Here is a 15,175-nt window from a genome sequence, read left to right on the forward strand (position 1 = left end):
GCAGACCGGTGACCTGCCGCTCAGGCGTTGGCGGGCGCCACACCGACGGAACGCTGCGCGAAGGCGGTCTCGTACAAGCAGACGCTGGCAGCGGTGGCAAGATTCAGCGACTCCGCACGCCCGTAGATCGGCAGACGCAACGCAAGATCGGCGTGGGAGAGCGCCTGATCCTCGAGACCGCGCGCCTCATTGCCGAACAGCCACGCGGTCGGCTCGGCGAGCAGGTCGCGGGCGGCGAGAAAGTCGGTACCGTCGACGTCCGCCGCCACCACCCGGATACCTGCGCGGTGGGCCAGCGCGACGGCATCGGCCAGATCCACGCCGAGCGCGAGCGGAAGATGAAACAGCGATCCGGTCGTCGAGCGGACGACCTTCGGGTTGTAGGGGTCGACGGAGTTGCCCGTGAGGATCACGGCGTCGGCGCCTGCGGCGTCGGCGGCGCGGATGATCGTCCCGAGGTTCCCGGGATCCCGCACCTGCTCACAGATCGCGACCAGGCGAGGCCGCGCGGCGAAGACATCCTCGACGCTCGCCGGGGTCTGCGCCGCCACGGCGATGATGCCCTGGGGGGTGACGGTGTCGGCCATCGCGTCCAGCACCGCGTCGCTGGCGACCTCGACGTGGATCCCCGCGCGGTCTGCCGCGTCCCTCAGGGCGGCGTGGCGCTCGAGGGCGGCGGGCGTTCCGAACATCTCGACCAGAACATCCGGGCGATAGGTCAGGGCCTCGCGCACTGCTTGAGGCCCCTCCAACAGGAACAGCCGGGTCTCGGTGCGGGCACTGCGCTTGGACAGCTTCGCGACCGCGCGCACGCGGGGCGATCGCGGGTTCTCAAGCACGGCCTCAGTCTAGGACGCGAGGGTGAACCCTCCGTGAACAGCGGGCTCCCCTGTGGAAGAACGCGTGCCACGCGCCGGAGAACGACGAAGGGCGCCCCCGATCGGGGCGCCCTCCGTGTTGTGCGACGACGAGCGTCAGGCCGACTTAGCGGCGTTGACGTCGGCGGGCAGAGCGTTCTTCGCGGTCTGGACCAGCGACGCGAACACTGCGGGCTCGTTCACAGCCAGCTCGGCGAGCATGCGACGGTCGACCTGCACGCCGGCCAGGTTCAGGCCCTGGATGAAGCGGTTGTAGGTGAGGCCGTTCTGACGGCTCGCAGCGTTGATGCGCTGGATCCACAGACGACGGAAGTCGCCCTTGCGCTTGCGACGGTCACGGTATGCGTAGACCAGCGAGTGGGTGACCTGTTCCTTCGCCTTGCGGTAGAGGCGCGAACGCTGACCGCGGTAGCCGGACGCGCGCTCGAGGATGACCCGACGCTTCTTGTGGGCGTTGACGGCCCGCTTGACTCTTGCCATTTCGTTTCGTTCCTATTCGTGCGGGTCGCTCAGCGACCGAGAAGCTTCTTCGCGACCTTCGCGTCGCCCTTGGCGAGGACCTGCTCCTGCGACAGGCGGCGGGTGCGCTTGGTGGGCTTGCCCTCGAAGTTGTGACGCAGGTTGGCCTGCTGCTTCATGAGCTTGCCGCTCCCGGTGACCTTGAAGCGCTTCTTGGCGCCCGAGTGGGTCTTCTGCTTCGGCATCTTCTCTTCCTTCGTTGTTCTTCCCGCGGGGCGGGAGTTCGTGGGGCCTTATTCGGCGGCCGGGGCTGCCGTCTCGGCCGATTCCGGACGTGCCGCGCTGCGCGACGCTTCCTTGTTGGCGGCACGCTGAGCGTTCTGCTCCGCCTTCGCCTCGGACTTGTTCTTGTGCGGTGCGATGACCATCGTCATGTTGCGCCCGTCGATCGTGGGGTTCGATTCGACGGTGCCCCACTCCGAGACATCCTCTGCGAACTTGCGCAGCAGACGCACACCCTGTTCGGGACGGCTCTGCTCGCGGCCGCGGAACAGGATCATCGCCTTCACCTTGTCGCCCGCCTTGAGAAAGCTCTCGGCGTGCTTGCGCTTGGTCTCGTAGTCGTGCGGCTCGATCTTCAGGCGGAAGCGGACCTCCTTGAGGACCGTGTTCGCCTGATTGCGTCGGGCCTCCTTGGCCTTCTGGGCGGCCTCGTACTTGAACTTGCCGTAGTCCATGATCTTGACCACGGGCGGCTTCGAGTTGGGAGCGACCTCGACCAGGTCGAGATCGGCATCCTGGGCCAGACGCTGAGCAACCTCGATGCGGACGACACCGACCTGTTCGCCGCCGGGGCCCACAAGACGGACCTCGGGCACGCGAATGCGCTCGTTGATGCGGGGATCGCTGATGCGGAACTCCTCTTCGTACGGATGGTGGTCACCGCAGCACAGGGAGTGCTGCGGGCGAAATCGTCAGACATTCCACCCGCACAGCGCGCGAGTCGCCGGCTTCTGTGCACCCGGCCGCATGATGGCGCCCATCATGCGCGACCCCGTCGCAAGCGACGGGGCGGAGTGCGTGGACCCGGTAGCCTGGAGCGGCAAGCGCGGGTGGGATGTGATCCTCTTTCGTTTTCGAACCGTAGACGATCCGAAAGCCTGCGCAAGTCTAGCAGAAAGCACCTCGTGACGACGATTCCCCCTTCCCCCGACGCTGGCACCGCTCTCGACGACTCGGCCGACCGCCGAGACCGGGAACGCGAATCACGCTGGGAGCGCGACGCCAACGCCGCGGCGGCCGCGACCCGCGATATCGCCGATGTCCCTGCCGTCGAGGTGATCACGACCACCGCGGTGCACCTCATGAGCGCCGCTGCCGTCAAGGTCGGGCTCGCCGACGACCCCGAGAACCAGAAGGATCTCGATGAGGCGCGCAAGCTCATCAACGCGCTCGCCGGCCTCATCACCGCAGGGTCCCCCGAGATCAGTGACATGCACGCGCGCTCGCTGCGCGACGGGCTGCGTTCCCTGCAACTCGCGTTCCGCGAAGCGTCTGTGATCCCCGACCCGATCGGCAAGGGGCCGGGCGAGAAGTGGACAGGACCGGTCACCTGACCTCGGACGGCCTGTCACAGCGATCCGCGCGGATCAGGCCTCGCTGCCGGGGTGGGACGGCATCTGCAACTCAGCCAGACTCAGACCCGTGCCCGTCAAAGCCTGTGCGGTCATCGCCTCCATCACCTGCTGCGGTACCAGGCAGTCTGCGCACGCCGATGCGCCCGCATCGATCCTCACGCGCACACCCGAAGACGGGGTGAGGTCCCAGGTGAGCTGGTAGTCGTCGGCGGCCAACATGTCGCGCAGGCTTGCCAGCGCGGTCTCGATGTCTGATCTGTCGTGGGTGTCGGTCATGCGGAGCTCCTGACTTTGGCGATGGAGAACGGGATGCCTCGCGGCGGGCCGAAGAGGTCCACCACGGCGGATACGCCGGCATTGTCTGCACCGGCGACGATCACCTGAATCGCGTCGAGCGAGCTCAGGACCGGGGCGTCATCACCCCCGCGCGCGGACGTCTCGTCAGCGATCGCATCGGGGTGGTCTGCGGGCAGTCGCCACCGGGAGTGCCGCGAGACGGCGCCTTTCCCGACACGGGCGAGCGTGGCGCGAGACACGCTCGCCGCCTCGTAGACGAAGCGACGAACAGTGTCCTTGTCCCACCCCGCGCGAGCACACATCGCCGCGTGTTCGGGACCGAGGACGATCAGAGAACTCGTGTACTCGTGGAGCAGAGCCCCGGTGCGAGCGACGGAGTTCGCCAGATCGTGGCCAAGCTGCTCCGGTGCATCACAGTGACGCGCTTCGAGGTGAAGCACCGAACGAATGACGAACGTGGAGACCGTGCTGTCGTCGGAATCGAAACCGTGCTGCACATGCAGGGACTCCCAGGGGCTGTTCTCCTCGTTCTCCCCGAGGCAGGCCGAGTACTTGGCGGGTGTCGCCTGTGTCGCCTGGTCGAGAAGATGCGGATGCAGCCCGAAGACGTTGATCGCCGCCAGCCGAATGGCCCGACCGATGGTCGCATTGGCTCTGAACCCCGAACCGAAGATATTGCCCGCACAATTGATGCCGATCTGATCGCGAATCGGCCCGTTCACGAGCGTCAACGGCGCCGTGCCGGTGGTGCTCTGCCAAATACCGCGAGTCGGTGTGGGCTCCGCCGCGAATCCTTCCCACGCGGCCACGACCACCGGGAAGTACTCGGGAAGGCAGCCCGCCATCGCCGCGTTGATGGCGGCAAGACGCACCGTCAACGCCCTGTTCAGGTGCGGCATCGGCATGAGCACCTCCTGTGGGTCCCGGTCGACGGTGCGCAAGAACGCCGCCAAGGACGACTCCGACACGGGCACGACGGGGAGCCCGTCGGTGAACGCGTGGCTCTCGTAGTACTCGATCGCCGCACGCGCCGACCAGACGTCGAAGCGTTCCTCGACCTCGCTGTCCGCCAGTGGAAGACCGTGCGACATCATGCCTCCACTCCCAGCACCTGCAGGGCCTGGGGAAGCACGTCCCGCGCCCGATCGCGCAACCCGTTCTCATCGAGACTGGCCACCGGGTGCAGCACGGTGACGAACTCGTACCCAGGGAATCCCTGGACCTGCGCCATCGCACGTCCGGACATTCGGAATGAGTCCGAGCAGATCGCGACCGTGGGCACACCCGCCGCTTCGAGCTGGATGCCGTCTGCGACGGTAGCGGCGCTGCACGATCCGCAGTCACCCACCGCGGTGACGACGATGTCGCATTCGCGCGCCACCTGAGCCACAAGACCGGGCTTCGCGGGCGTTCCGAAGTAGTCCTTCACATAGCGACGAAGCTCCGCCACCCCGTGTGCTGCCACGAGGATCTCGCCGATGAGGTCGAGGAGCATCGGCGCATTGGGCTTCGTATTGTCGAGGAGCCCAACGGTGAGCCCGCGCAACGAGCGCGGCCTCGGCGCCAAGGTGCCGTCATCGCGATCGCCGGATGCGCCGGTAGGGTCAAGAAGTCGCTCACGTTGATGGTTGGTCATGCCCTGCTGCTCTCTCGGATCTGCTCGAAAGGCAATCAGGTCCGCACAGCAGACGCATCCGCTCTTTCGCCGGCCGGAAGACCGACTGCGAACTCAGGGCGCACGTTCCATCGCACGGAAGCGCACTACTGCCCTCTCGCGCCGGTCGGTAGCCTCCCCACCGTTCGGGCCCCGTAACGGGGCCACTTCCGTGAGCACGACGTCAGGAGGAGGACTCATGCATGAGGTGATCATCCTTGGATCGGGTCCCGCCGGCTACACCGCGGCGATCTACGCAGCCCGGGGCGGTCGTCACCCGCTCCTCGTCGCCGGATCCACGGCAGCCGGCGGCGAGTTGATGAACACGAGCGAGGTGGAGAACTTCCCGGGGTTCCCAGACGGCATCGGCGGCCCTGCCCTCGTCACACGCATGCGTGCTCAGGCAGAGCGATTCGGAGCGAGGATCATCTACGACGACGTCGTGGACCTGGCAATCACGGAGACGGCGAAGACCGTGACGCTCGGATCCGGCCAGAAGCACGAGGCGTCCGCCCTTATCTACGCCACGGGATCCGCACCGCGCCCGCTCGGACTCGCCGCGGAGAGAAGACTCACCGGCGCCGGAGTGTCTTTTTGTGCCACATGTGACGGCTTCTTCCACCGTGGACGCACGGTGGCCGTCGTCGGCGGCGGGGACTCCGCCGTCGAGGAAGCGACGTTCCTCGCCAAGTTCGCCGCGCGCGTGTACCTCATTCATCGCCGCACGCAGCTGCGCGCATCCGCGATCATGCAAGACCGGGCACGGGGCACCGCGAACATCACATTCCTGCCCGAGACCGAGGTGGTCGACATCATCGGTGATTCGACGGTGAGAGCTCTGGCCCTCCGCAACGGCGCGACGGGAAGACAGACGCATCTGGCCGTGGATGCCGTCTTCATCGCGATCGGCCACGAGCCGCGGACACACCTCGTCCAGGGGAAGCTCGATCTCGCCGCCGACGGAACGATCGCGGTCGACGGTCGAAGCAGCCGGACGTCTGCACCCGGCGTCTTCGCCGCCGGCGACGTCATCGACCCGACATACCGACAGGCGATCACCGCTGCGGCCTCGGGCGCGACCGCGGCCCTGGATGCGGAACGATATCTCACGGCGACCACCGACCCGCAACGCAGCACGACGACCGCACCATCCGCGTCACCTGCGCCGGAGGTGCCGCCGGTCACCGGCGGCGCAGCAGCGGGGGATTCGCTCTCGCGGACGACATCGACGACGTGGGACGAGGATGTCCTGGACGCCCCTGGTGCCGTTCTCGTCGACTTCTGGGCGCCGTGGTGCGGCACATGCACAGCACTCACACCACTGCTCGAAGAGTTGCAACGCACGCACGGACACCGCATCCGCGTCACGAAAGTGGATGTGCAGGCCCACCCCGACCTGGCGTTGCGCTACCGCGTGACGTCGCTGCCATCGGTGAAGTTCTTCGTCGACGGAGATCTCCGGGGATCCATCAACGGAGCGATCACGCGCTCTGCGCTCGACGAGGCCGTCACCTCACACTTCGGCTGATCTCAGCGGCACGATCTACGCGTGCCCCTGGTCGAACGTCACCTTCACGGAATCGACGAGCGTGGCGATGCGGTCGTCAGCTGCCCAGCGACGTGCGAGGCGGCTGAGCACTGCGTCGAGACTCGCACGATCGAGCCCCGCAACGAGGTGGAGCGACACGATCAGCTCCGGCCCGCGCCCCCTCGCCTGGGGATCGGCCGCGCGCACAGCCAAGTCGAGCACAGCGAGCTCGCCACCGATGCTCTGCTGGAGACCGGCGAACACCTCCGGCGAGGTGGAGCTCGGCTCCCACGGCTCGCCCTGGGCGATCGCCCAGACGGCGGGGCGACGGATCACGAACTCCCCCGGCGAACCCGGATCCACAACGATCAGATCGGTCCCGTCCTCCATCGCGGCCCGCGCCGTGCGCACGCCGTCGGCGGGCACGGGGCGCGCGGTGCTGTCCCACTGGGCCATGGTCGCCACAGACGTGAACACGGGGAGAACGCGACGACCGTCAGGACCTGCGACCGTCACGATCGAGAGTTCCTGGGTCTTGTCGACGGGGAGTCCGTGCGCACCGACACCCTCCTCCCCCTTCTCGGCGATCAAGGGGATGAGCAGTCGCGCGCGCCGATAGGCGTCGATGACGGCGACCAGATCCCCCGTGCCCGCACGGAGCCGATCGCGCGCCGCTTCCAGGGCCGGGTCTGCCGAGCCGTCGTCACCGGCGTGCCGGTTCGGCTCGAAGCTGCGGCCCTCCCAGGGGACGCCGGCGGAGTCACCGGGTCCGCACGAGTGACCGGCGGAGTCTGCGGGATCAGCGTCCGGCGACATCCAGGGCCTCAGCGAGCGTGAACGCACCCGAGTACAGGGCCTTTCCGACAATGGCGCCCTCGACCCCGTGGGGAACGAGTTCGCGCAGCGCGGCGATGTCGTCGAGGCTCGATACTCCGCCGGAGGCGATGACCGGCTTCGGGGTGCGCGAGCACACGTCGCGCAAGAGTTCGAGGTTGGGACCGCGGAGCGTGCCGTCCTTGGTGACGTCGGTCACCACGTAGCGTCCGCAGCCGGCATCTTCCAGACGCTCCAGGACGGCCCAGATATCGCCGCCCTCCTGCGTCCAGCCGCGCGCCGCGAGCGTCGTGCCGCGCACGTCCAGGCCGACCGCGACCAGCTCGCCGTAGCGCCCGATGACATCGGCGGCCCACTCCGGGTTCTCCAGGGCGGCGGTGCCGAGGTTCACCCGCTCAGCACCATGCTCGAGAGCCGTCTCGAGGCTCTTGTCGTCACGGATGCCACCGGAGACCTCCACGCGCACGCCTTTGACCTGCTTGATCACCTTGCGGATGACGCTGAGGTTCGAGCCGCGCCCGAAGGCGGCGTCCAGATCCACCAGGTGGATCCACTCGGCGCCCTGTCGTGCCCAGTCGACTGCGGCGTCGACGGGGTCGCCGTAGCTGGTCTCGGTGCCGGCCGCCCCCTGGGTGAGGCGCACCGCCTTGCCGTCGGCCACGTCCACGGCGGGCAGCAGGATCAGTTCAGGGGTGGACGCGAAGTCGTTCATATCTCCTCGGGCAGGATCATTCGTGCCCCCTCGGGTGCGGGCACGAATTCAGAGGTTAGCCGCGCGGACCGTGTCCAGCCAATTCGCGAGCAGACGGATCCCGGCGTCTCCTGACTTCTCCGGGTGGAACTGGGTCGCGCACAGGGGGCCGTTCTCGACGGCCGCCACGAATTCACCCCCATGGGTCGCCCATGTCACCACCGGTTCCGGGAAGGGCGGATCGACCTGCATCGTCCAGGACTGAGCGGCATAGGAGTGCACGAAATAAAAGCGCTGGTCCTCGAGGCCGGCGAACAGACGTGTGCCGTGGCCCGCGTCCACCGTGTTCCAACCCATGTGGGGCAGAACGGGGGCATCCAGTTCGGTGACGGCACCCGGCCATTCCCCGAGGCCGACCGTGTCGACGCCGCGCTCCACGCCGTGTTCGAACATGACCTGCATCCCCACGCAGATACCGAGCACCGGTCGACCGCCCGCGAGACGCCGCTCGATGAGTTCGTCTCCTCGGCTCGCGGTGAGCGCACCCATCACCGCGCTGAAGGCGCCGACGCCGGGGACGACCAGTCCGTCGGCATCCATGATCTCGTCACGGTCGGCGGTGAGGCGGGCATCGGCGCCTGCCGCGATGAGCGCCTTGACCGCGGAGTGGACGTTGCCCGAGCCGTAGTCCAGGACGGCGACGCGCACGCTCGCGCTCATCGCCGGACTGTCCGGGTCACAGCGCGCCCTTCGTGCTCGGGATGCCGGAGACGTCGGGGTCCAGCGCCTTCGCCTGGCGGAACGCCCGCGCCAGGGCCTTGTACTCGGCCTCGGCGATGTGGTGCGGGTCTCGACCGCCCAGGACGCGCACGTGCAGCGTCATTCCGGCATGGAAGGCCAGCGCCTCGAAGGTGTGACGCACAAGCGATCCGGTGAAGTGTCCGCCGATGAGGTGGAACTCGAACCCCTCGGGCTCACCGAGGTGCACGAGGTAGGGACGCCCGCTCAGATCGACGACGGCCTGCACGAGCGCCTCATCCAGCGGCACCAGTGCATCGCCATAGCGCGAGATGCCGGCCTTGTCACCGAGCGCGTCACGGATCGCCTGCCCCAGCACGATCGCGACGTCCTCCACGGTGTGGTGGACATCGATGTCGGTGTCACCTTCGGCTCGGATCGTGAGGTCGGTCAGCGAGTGCTTCGCGAACGCCGTGAGCATGTGGTCGTAGAACGGCACGGAGGTCTCGATGCTGCTGGCACCCGTGCCATCCAGGTTCACGCTGATCTCGACGCGGGACTCGCTGGTGGCGCGGGTCACCGAAGCGGTGCGACTGGTCATGAGGCCGAGTCTACCGAGGCCAACGCCTCGAGGAACGCCGTGGTTTCACTGTCGGTGCCCGCCGACACGCGCAGGCTGTGCGGGATACCGACGTCCCTGATCAGCACTCCCTGGGCATACAACGACTCCCACGTCGCGCGCGGATCGGCGACGCCGCCGAACATGACGAAATTGGTCCACGACTCGAAGGGGTCATACCCGAGCTCGGTCAGCGTCGCAGAGATCCGGTCACGCTGCGCGACGATGTCATCCACCATGCGCAGCATCGTCGGCGCGTGGCGAAGCGCGGCCAGCGCGGCCGCCTGGGTGAGCGCACTCAGGTGATAGGGCAGTCTGACCAGCCGCAGCGCATCGATGACGGCAGGATCCGCGGCGAGATAGCCGACGCGCGCGCCCGCGAACGCGAACGCCTTACTCATCGTGCGCGACACCAGGAGCCGCTCACGCCCAGGTAGCAGAGTGAGCGCGGACGGGGCGCTGTGGGGTGCGAACTCGACATACGCTTCGTCGACGACCACCATCCCGCGTGACGCCTCGTACACAGCCTCGATGACGCTGAGATCGAGTGGCGTACCCGTCGGATTGTTCGGGGCGCACAGGAAGACGATGTCCGGGTCCGTCTCACGCACCTGCGCGGCCGCGTCGGTGGCCGAGAGTTCGTAGCGCTCCCCGCGCGCGCCCGACACCCACGTCGCCCCGGTGGCACGTGTCAGCAGGGGGTACATGGAGTAGGTGGGCGAGAATCCGAGCGCCCGTCGACCCGGCCCACCGAAAGCCTGCAGCACGTGCTGCAGCACTTCGTTGGAGCCATTCGCCGCCCAGATCTGATCCCGTACGAGACCGTGACCGAGGTAGCCGGCGAACGCCTCTCGCAACGCGCTGAACTCACGATCCGGATAGCGGTTGACCTCGCGCAGCGCCGCACCGATCTCGGTCAGGATCTCGTCCGCGACCTCGTCGGGAACAGGGTGGGTGTTCTCGTTCACGTTGAGCGCAACGGGGAGGGGGGCCTGCGGGGCACCGTACGGCGTCATGCCGCGAAGGTCGTCGCGGAGTGGGAGATCGTCGAGGCGGGTCACCTATCCATCGTAGGTGCCGGCCCCATCGTCGTTGCCGGTCTCGTCGTCGTTACGGGCCTCACGGGGCCGATGCGTACTCGGCGGGGATCGCCAGGCGCTGGCCGGCGGCCACGATGCCGCCGCTCATGCCGTTCAATCGCTCGATGTCGGCGACGACATCGCGCGGATCCTCATCGGGTGCGATCTCCTGCGCGATCGACCAGAGCGACTCACCCGGCATCACCGTCACCGTCTGGAAGGTTCCCGCGGGCACCCCGTCCTCGAGCGAGGCGAGCGCGGACCCGCCACCGAGCACCGAGATCGCGATGATCGCGATCGCCGGGAGAGCGGCGAGCGTCAGAAGCACCGCGCGACCCCGCGCGGTGAGGCGCAGTCGGGTGGAGCGCAGTCGCGGGGACGGTGCGGGGAGCAGGATCGCGCTCATGTTCTTCTCCGATCGGTCGGGGAGAGCTTCGCAGTTGAGGACGGGTGATGCGGACATATCTGCGAACCTTTCTTCCGAAGTTATCTTCGATTAGTGTGGACGTCAAGTACACGATGTCGTGCGGAAGTTTCGAACACGACACGCGAAACCATGAACGAGGATTCGCCGCGATCAGGGCTAGCGTTTCGATGAACACAGGCAACCACCCACCTCCGACATTCGAATCCGCGCGACTCGGCGGGGTCGGGTCGCCACGAACAGGAGACGTCCCGATGAGCGAAGAGCACGGACGCGAGAAGCCGGCCACCCGGCGCCGTCGCAGTCTCAGCGACAAGCAGCTCGCGATCCTCGAGGTGATCCAGCGGGCGATCTCCCGCAACGGCTATCCGCCGAGCATGCGCGAGATCGGGGATGCCGTCGGGCTCAAGAGCCTCTCGAGCGTGACGCACCAACTCAACCAGCTGGAGCTGAGCGGGTACCTGCGCCGCGACGCCGGCAAGACTCGCGCCATGGAGATCCTGATCGACCTTCCCGGCACCGCCGCCGAGAATCCGGCCGACACCGCACCGGCGGTCGGGGATGCCGCGTTCGTGCCGCTGGTCGGCCGTATCGCCGCGGGCGTTCCCATCACGGCGGATCAGCAGATCGACGAGGTCTTCCCGCTGCCGCGCCAGCTGGTGGGCAAGGGCGATCTGTTCATGCTGAAAGTCAGTGGCGAGTCCATGATCGACGCCGCAATCTGCGACGGAGACTGGGTGGTGGTGCGCTCTCAGCCCACGGCGGAGAACGGCGACATCGTCGCCGCGATGCTCGACGGCGAGGCGACCGTCAAGGCGTTCCGTCAGCGCGACGGCCACACCTGGCTCCTCCCCCGCAACTCTGCCTTCGAGCCGATCCTGGGCGATGAGGCATCAGTCCTCGGCAAGGTCGTCGCTGTGCTCCGCGCGGTCTGATCCGCCACCTCCACAGCAATTCGCCGCGTCAGCGTGCGGGCGAGGGCATTCCTGCACAAGAATGGCGGCATGACGACGCCCAGCGAGCAGAACTCCCTCGAAGACCGCATCCGTGCGCTGGAGGAGGAGAACGCCCGCCTCTCCGCCGCCACTGCCACCGCCACCCCAGCGAAGGCCAAGCGAGGCCCCTGGTGGCGCAGCGCGCTCTCTGCGTTGCTGATCGTCATCGCGACGATCCTTGTGCCCGTCTCCATCGTCACGACGTGGGCGCGTGTGGAGCTTGTCGATGAGAACGCGTTCGTGAACACGTTCGCACCTCTCGCGCAGGACCCCGATGTCCAGGACATGATCATCGATCAGGCGACCACCGCGATCGACAACCAAGTGGACTTCTCCGGCCTCACCGATCAGGTCTTCGACGGCATCGAGGAGCTGGGGCTCCCCGAGCCCGCGGCCAACGCGCTCGACCTGCTGCGGGGACCCGCGGCCGAGGGCGTGCAGAGCCTCGTCAATTCGGCGGTGGCCAGCGTCGTGCGCTCGGATGCGTTCGCCAACGTGTGGACCTTCGCGCTGCGCAGCGCTCACAAGTCGATGACCACGGTCGCCACCAACGACGGCGGCGGCATCCTGGTTCTCAACAGCGACGGTCTGGGCATCGCATTGGGCCCGATCATCGAGCAGCTCAAGACCACACTCACCGACGCCGGCGTGGGCGTGGCGTCCATGATCCCGACCATCGACACCGTCATCATCATCGGAGAGGGCGACGAGCTCATCGCCTTCCGCACGATCTACTCGCTGGCGGACGCCGTCGGCTGGTGGATGCCGATCGTCACGCTGGCGCTGTTCGTCGGCGGCATCCTCATCGCGCCGCGCCGCAGCAGCGCGGTGATCGGCACTGGAGTCGGAATCGCGATCGGAGGAGCGGTACTCGCCGTGGGGTTCGCGGTCGGCGGCATCGCGACATCGGTTCTGGCATCGCAGTTCGACCTCTCGCCGTCGGCACTCGGGGTCATCTACGGGCAGATGACCTCGTCGATGGCCGAGACCGCCGTCGTGTTCGCGCTGCTCGGGGTGCTGATCGCCATCGTCGGATGGGTGTTGGGCTCGAGCAGGTCCGCGACAGCCACCCGCACCGCCGTCGGCGGCTTCAACGAGACCATCCGTGCGACTCTCGCGGAGCGAGGTCTGAACACGGGCGTCTTCGGCGCGACCATCGGACGCTATCGCGTGGCGGTGCGGTTCGGCGTCGTCGTGATCGCCGTGCTGTGGCTGATGGCGATGCGTCCGCTCTCCTTCGGCGACCTCATTCTGGTCATCTTGGTGATGGGCCTGGTCGGCTGGATCCTCGAGCTCCTGCAGGTGCGCGAGGGCGATGTCGCTCCTGTCGTCGACGCCGTCGTCATCGTCGAGGAGTCCGCCGACCAGGCGGATGACGGCGAGGGTGCCGCGGTCGTCGACGAGTCCGCGGCGAAGTAGGCGGATGTCGGCTCCCACGCCCTACGGGGCCTGGCCGAGTCCGGTGACCGCGGCGGTCGTGTCGCGCTCACCGGCCCGCATCGACGGGGCCTGCTTCGTCGACGACGAGATCTGGTGGGGCCAGACCGTCGCCGCCGAGGCCGGGCGTACCGCGGTGCTGCGGCGCGGCGCGGACGGGAGCATCCAGACGCTCCTTCCCGCACCCTGGAGCGCGCGTTCGCGCGTGCACGAGTACGGCGGCGGCGCCTGGACGGCGCTGTCAGACGGTCGGCTCGTCTTCGTGGAGAAGTCCGACCAGCGTGTCTGGGCACTCACCCCCGGGGGTGATCCGGTCGCTCTGACGCCCCCCGAGGCCGACGTGCGATTCGGTGGGCTCCTCGCGCAGGCGGACGCGGTCATGGCGATCCGCGAGCACGGCACCCGGCGCGACATCGTCACCATTCCCACCGACGGCTCAGCGGCGCAGGACGCCTCCGCGATCACGAGCGTGGCCAGCGGTAGCGACTTCCTCGCCCAGCCGGCGCTCTCGCCCGACGGGAAGCGACTCGCGTGGGTCGCCTGGAACCATCCGCACATGCCCTGGGATGTCACGGAGTTGCGGGTCGGGGATCTGCGCGACGGCCGCGTGACCTCCTGGCAGACCATCGCCGGGGGCGCGGCAAGCGCGCCGTTGCAGCCGGTGTGGACCCAAGGCGGTGAGCTCCTCTACGTGGACGACGTCGACGGGTGGTGGAATCTCCGGCGGTGGACGCCGGAGGCAGGGCCTGCCCCGCTCTCGCCCGCGTCGGCGGACACCGGTGGTGCGCTCTGGGCGCTCGGTCTGCGCTGGTTCGCGGTCGTCGGTGAGTCCATCGTCAGCGCACGTACGGTCGGCGCCGACCGTGTCGCCCTCGTCGCGAACGACGGACGGGCCGAGCTCATGGACGGCCCTGTCCGCAGCGAGATGACAGTCGCCGACGGAAACGCCGACGCCGCGCTCATCACGGGGGTCTCCGCCGACGGCGTCCCCGGTCTGTGGGTGTTCCGGCCGGGGCCAGTCCCCACGTGGGAAGCCATCGCGGGCGGTCAGAGTCCCTGGGATGACCGATGGCGACCGACACCGCGCGAGCTCACGATCGCCGGCCGCCACGGCGAGATCCATGCCTACGTCTTCGCCCCCCGCAACCCCGACGTCCACGCGCCGTCGACTCCTCCCCCGTACGTCGTGTTCGTGCACGGCGGTCCGACCGGACACGTCGGCGGTGCGGCAACGGCGAAGATCACCTACTTGACGAGCCGCGGTATCGGAGTGCTCGACGTCAACTACGGCGGCTCCACAGGGTACGGGCGGACCTACCGCGAGCGATTGCGGGGACAGTGGGGCGTTGTCGATGTCGACGACGTGGTGGATGCCGTGGGCGAACTGATCCGGCTCGGCCTCGCGGACCCGTACCGCGTGGCGATCGCCGGCGGTTCCGCAGGCGGCTGGACCGTGCTGTCGGCACTGGCCCGCACCGAGGTCTTCTCCGCCGGGATCTCGCGCTACGGCGTCGGGGACGCGCGAGCGCTCGTGGCGTCCTCACCCGATTTCGAGTCGCGCTACCTCGACGGACTGATCGGCCCGCTGCCGGACGCCGGAGCCCTCTACCGGGAGCGCTCACCGCTGTCACACGCCGACGGCTTCGATGTGCCCATGCTTCTGCTGCAGGGCGAGGAGGACCACGTCGTACCGCCCGCTCAGGCGGAGGCGATCCGGGATGCGCTGGTCGCGCACGCGATTCCCCACCGTCTGGTGCGCTATCCCGGCGAGGGCCACGGCTTCCGCAGTGCCGAGACCATCATCGACGCCCTCGAGACGGAACTCGGCTTCCTCGGCGCCGTATGGGGCTTCACACCGCACGGCTCACCGGTGGTCGAGCTGACGACGACCGACTGAGCGATCGT

The 15,175-nt window shown here is 68.1% G+C and carries 18 protein-coding genes and 1 pseudogene; 6 read left to right on the forward strand and 13 right to left on the reverse strand.

All coding sequences use genetic code 11. The features are described 5' to 3' along the window. Positions 1–20: 20 nt before the first annotated feature. The 4 genes from ABD206_RS06025 to infC form a co-directional block, all read right to left on the reverse strand. Complete coding sequence (locus tag ABD206_RS06025; protein ID WP_344070394.1) at positions 21–839, reverse strand: TrmH family RNA methyltransferase; 819 nt, start codon at positions 837–839, stop codon at positions 21–23. Positions 840–974: 135 nt separating this feature from the next. After that, on the reverse strand, positions 975–1,358 hold the full coding sequence (gene rplT / locus ABD206_RS06030; RefSeq protein ID WP_344070396.1) for a 50S ribosomal protein L20: 384 nt from the start codon (positions 1,356–1,358) through the stop codon (positions 975–977). Between the two features lie 29 nt (positions 1,359–1,387). Then, entirely contained in the window at positions 1,388–1,582 is a 195-nt protein-coding gene (gene rpmI / locus ABD206_RS06035) for a 50S ribosomal protein L35 (RefSeq protein ID WP_344070398.1), read from the reverse strand. A gap of 48 nt (positions 1,583–1,630) precedes the next feature. Beyond that, positions 1,631–2,215, reverse strand: coding sequence for a translation initiation factor IF-3 (infC, locus tag ABD206_RS06040; protein ID WP_344070400.1), 585 nt, complete (start codon positions 2,213–2,215; stop codon positions 1,631–1,633). A gap of 309 nt (positions 2,216–2,524) precedes the next feature. On the opposite strand from infC, the gene ABD206_RS06045 reads away from it, so the two are divergent. Continuing rightward, complete coding sequence (locus ABD206_RS06045) at positions 2,525–2,953, forward strand: DUF1844 domain-containing protein (protein WP_425561161.1); 429 nt, start codon at positions 2,525–2,527, stop codon at positions 2,951–2,953. A 33-nt stretch (positions 2,954–2,986) separates the two neighbouring features. On the opposite strand, the gene ABD206_RS06050 is transcribed toward ABD206_RS06045, so the two are convergent. Genes ABD206_RS06050 through ABD206_RS06060 form a run of 3 tightly spaced genes read right to left on the reverse strand, consistent with a single transcriptional unit; the run spans position 2,987 to position 4,907 of the window. Then, positions 2,987–3,250, reverse strand: a complete 264-nt coding sequence (locus ABD206_RS06050; protein WP_344070402.1) for a hypothetical protein — start codon at positions 3,248–3,250, stop codon at positions 2,987–2,989. Beyond that, positions 3,247–4,365, reverse strand: coding sequence for a hypothetical protein (locus ABD206_RS06055; RefSeq protein ID WP_344070404.1), 1,119 nt, complete (start codon positions 4,363–4,365; stop codon positions 3,247–3,249). The genes ABD206_RS06050 and ABD206_RS06055 overlap by 4 nt, the downstream gene beginning before the upstream one ends. After that, positions 4,362–4,907 carry a UGSC family (seleno)protein gene (locus tag ABD206_RS06060; protein ID WP_344070406.1) on the reverse strand — a complete coding sequence of 182 codons (546 nt, stop codon included), beginning with the start codon at positions 4,905–4,907 and terminating at the stop codon, positions 4,362–4,364. Before ABD206_RS06060 ends, ABD206_RS06055 begins: the two co-directional genes overlap by 4 nt. A 217-nt stretch (positions 4,908–5,124) precedes the next feature. On the opposite strand from ABD206_RS06060, the pseudogene trxB reads away from it, so the two are divergent. Both trxB and ABD206_RS06070 read left to right on the forward strand, forming a co-directional pair. Further along, positions 5,125–6,048 (forward strand): annotated as a pseudogene (gene trxB, locus ABD206_RS06065) (thioredoxin-disulfide reductase); the annotation flags it as partial. 48 nt (positions 6,049–6,096) lie between these two features. After that, entirely contained in the window at positions 6,097–6,453 is a 357-nt protein-coding gene (locus ABD206_RS06070; protein WP_344071440.1) for a thioredoxin family protein, read from the forward strand. Between the two features lie 15 nt (positions 6,454–6,468). Here the strand turns inward: ABD206_RS06070 and ABD206_RS06075 are convergent, their stop codons facing one another. The 6 genes from ABD206_RS06075 to ABD206_RS06100 are packed head-to-tail and all read right to left on the reverse strand — an operon-like array spanning position 6,469 to position 10,877. Beyond that, entirely contained in the window at positions 6,469–7,269 is an 801-nt protein-coding gene (locus ABD206_RS06075; protein ID WP_344070408.1) for an SseB family protein, read from the reverse strand. Beyond that, a complete protein-coding gene (priA, locus tag ABD206_RS06080) occupies positions 7,253–7,999 on the reverse strand; it encodes a bifunctional 1-(5-phosphoribosyl)-5-((5-phosphoribosylamino)methylideneamino)imidazole-4-carboxamide isomerase/phosphoribosylanthranilate isomerase PriA (RefSeq protein ID WP_344070410.1) in 747 nt (248 codons plus the stop codon). The genes ABD206_RS06075 and priA overlap by 17 nt, the downstream gene beginning before the upstream one ends. Before the next feature lie 48 nt (positions 8,000–8,047). Further along, positions 8,048–8,698, reverse strand: coding sequence for an imidazole glycerol phosphate synthase subunit HisH (gene hisH / locus ABD206_RS06085; protein WP_344070412.1), 651 nt, complete (start codon positions 8,696–8,698; stop codon positions 8,048–8,050). A 16-nt stretch (positions 8,699–8,714) separates the two neighbouring features. Further along, positions 8,715–9,317, reverse strand: a complete 603-nt coding sequence (gene hisB, locus ABD206_RS06090; RefSeq protein ID WP_344070414.1) for an imidazoleglycerol-phosphate dehydratase HisB — start codon at positions 9,315–9,317, stop codon at positions 8,715–8,717. Continuing rightward, positions 9,314–10,396, reverse strand: coding sequence for a histidinol-phosphate transaminase (locus tag ABD206_RS06095; RefSeq protein ID WP_344070416.1), 1,083 nt, complete (start codon positions 10,394–10,396; stop codon positions 9,314–9,316). Before ABD206_RS06095 ends, hisB begins: the two co-directional genes overlap by 4 nt. Before the next feature lie 58 nt (positions 10,397–10,454). After that, on the reverse strand, positions 10,455–10,877 hold the full coding sequence (locus ABD206_RS06100; protein ID WP_425561162.1) for a LysM peptidoglycan-binding domain-containing protein: 423 nt from the start codon (positions 10,875–10,877) through the stop codon (positions 10,455–10,457). A gap of 215 nt (positions 10,878–11,092) precedes the next feature. Here ABD206_RS06100 and lexA point away from each other — a divergent pair, with 215 nt between their 5' ends. The 3 genes from lexA (at position 11,093) to ABD206_RS06115 (ending at position 15,167) form a co-directional block, all read left to right on the forward strand. Next, positions 11,093–11,773 (forward strand): transcriptional repressor LexA, encoded by a 681-nt coding sequence (gene lexA / locus ABD206_RS06105; RefSeq protein ID WP_344070418.1) that lies wholly within the window; start codon positions 11,093–11,095, stop codon positions 11,771–11,773. Positions 11,774–11,842: 69 nt separating this feature from the next. Beyond that, positions 11,843–13,252, forward strand: coding sequence for a hypothetical protein (locus tag ABD206_RS06110; RefSeq protein ID WP_344070420.1), 1,410 nt, complete (start codon positions 11,843–11,845; stop codon positions 13,250–13,252). Positions 13,253–13,256: 4 nt separating this feature from the next. Beyond that, positions 13,257–15,167 (forward strand): alpha/beta hydrolase family protein, encoded by a 1,911-nt coding sequence (locus ABD206_RS06115; RefSeq protein ID WP_344070422.1) that lies wholly within the window; start codon positions 13,257–13,259, stop codon positions 15,165–15,167. Positions 15,168–15,175 lie beyond the last annotated feature (8 nt).

This window comes from Microbacterium sediminicola, from assembly GCF_039531125.1.
GTDB lineage: Bacteria > Actinomycetota > Actinomycetes > Actinomycetales > Microbacteriaceae > Microbacterium > Microbacterium sediminicola.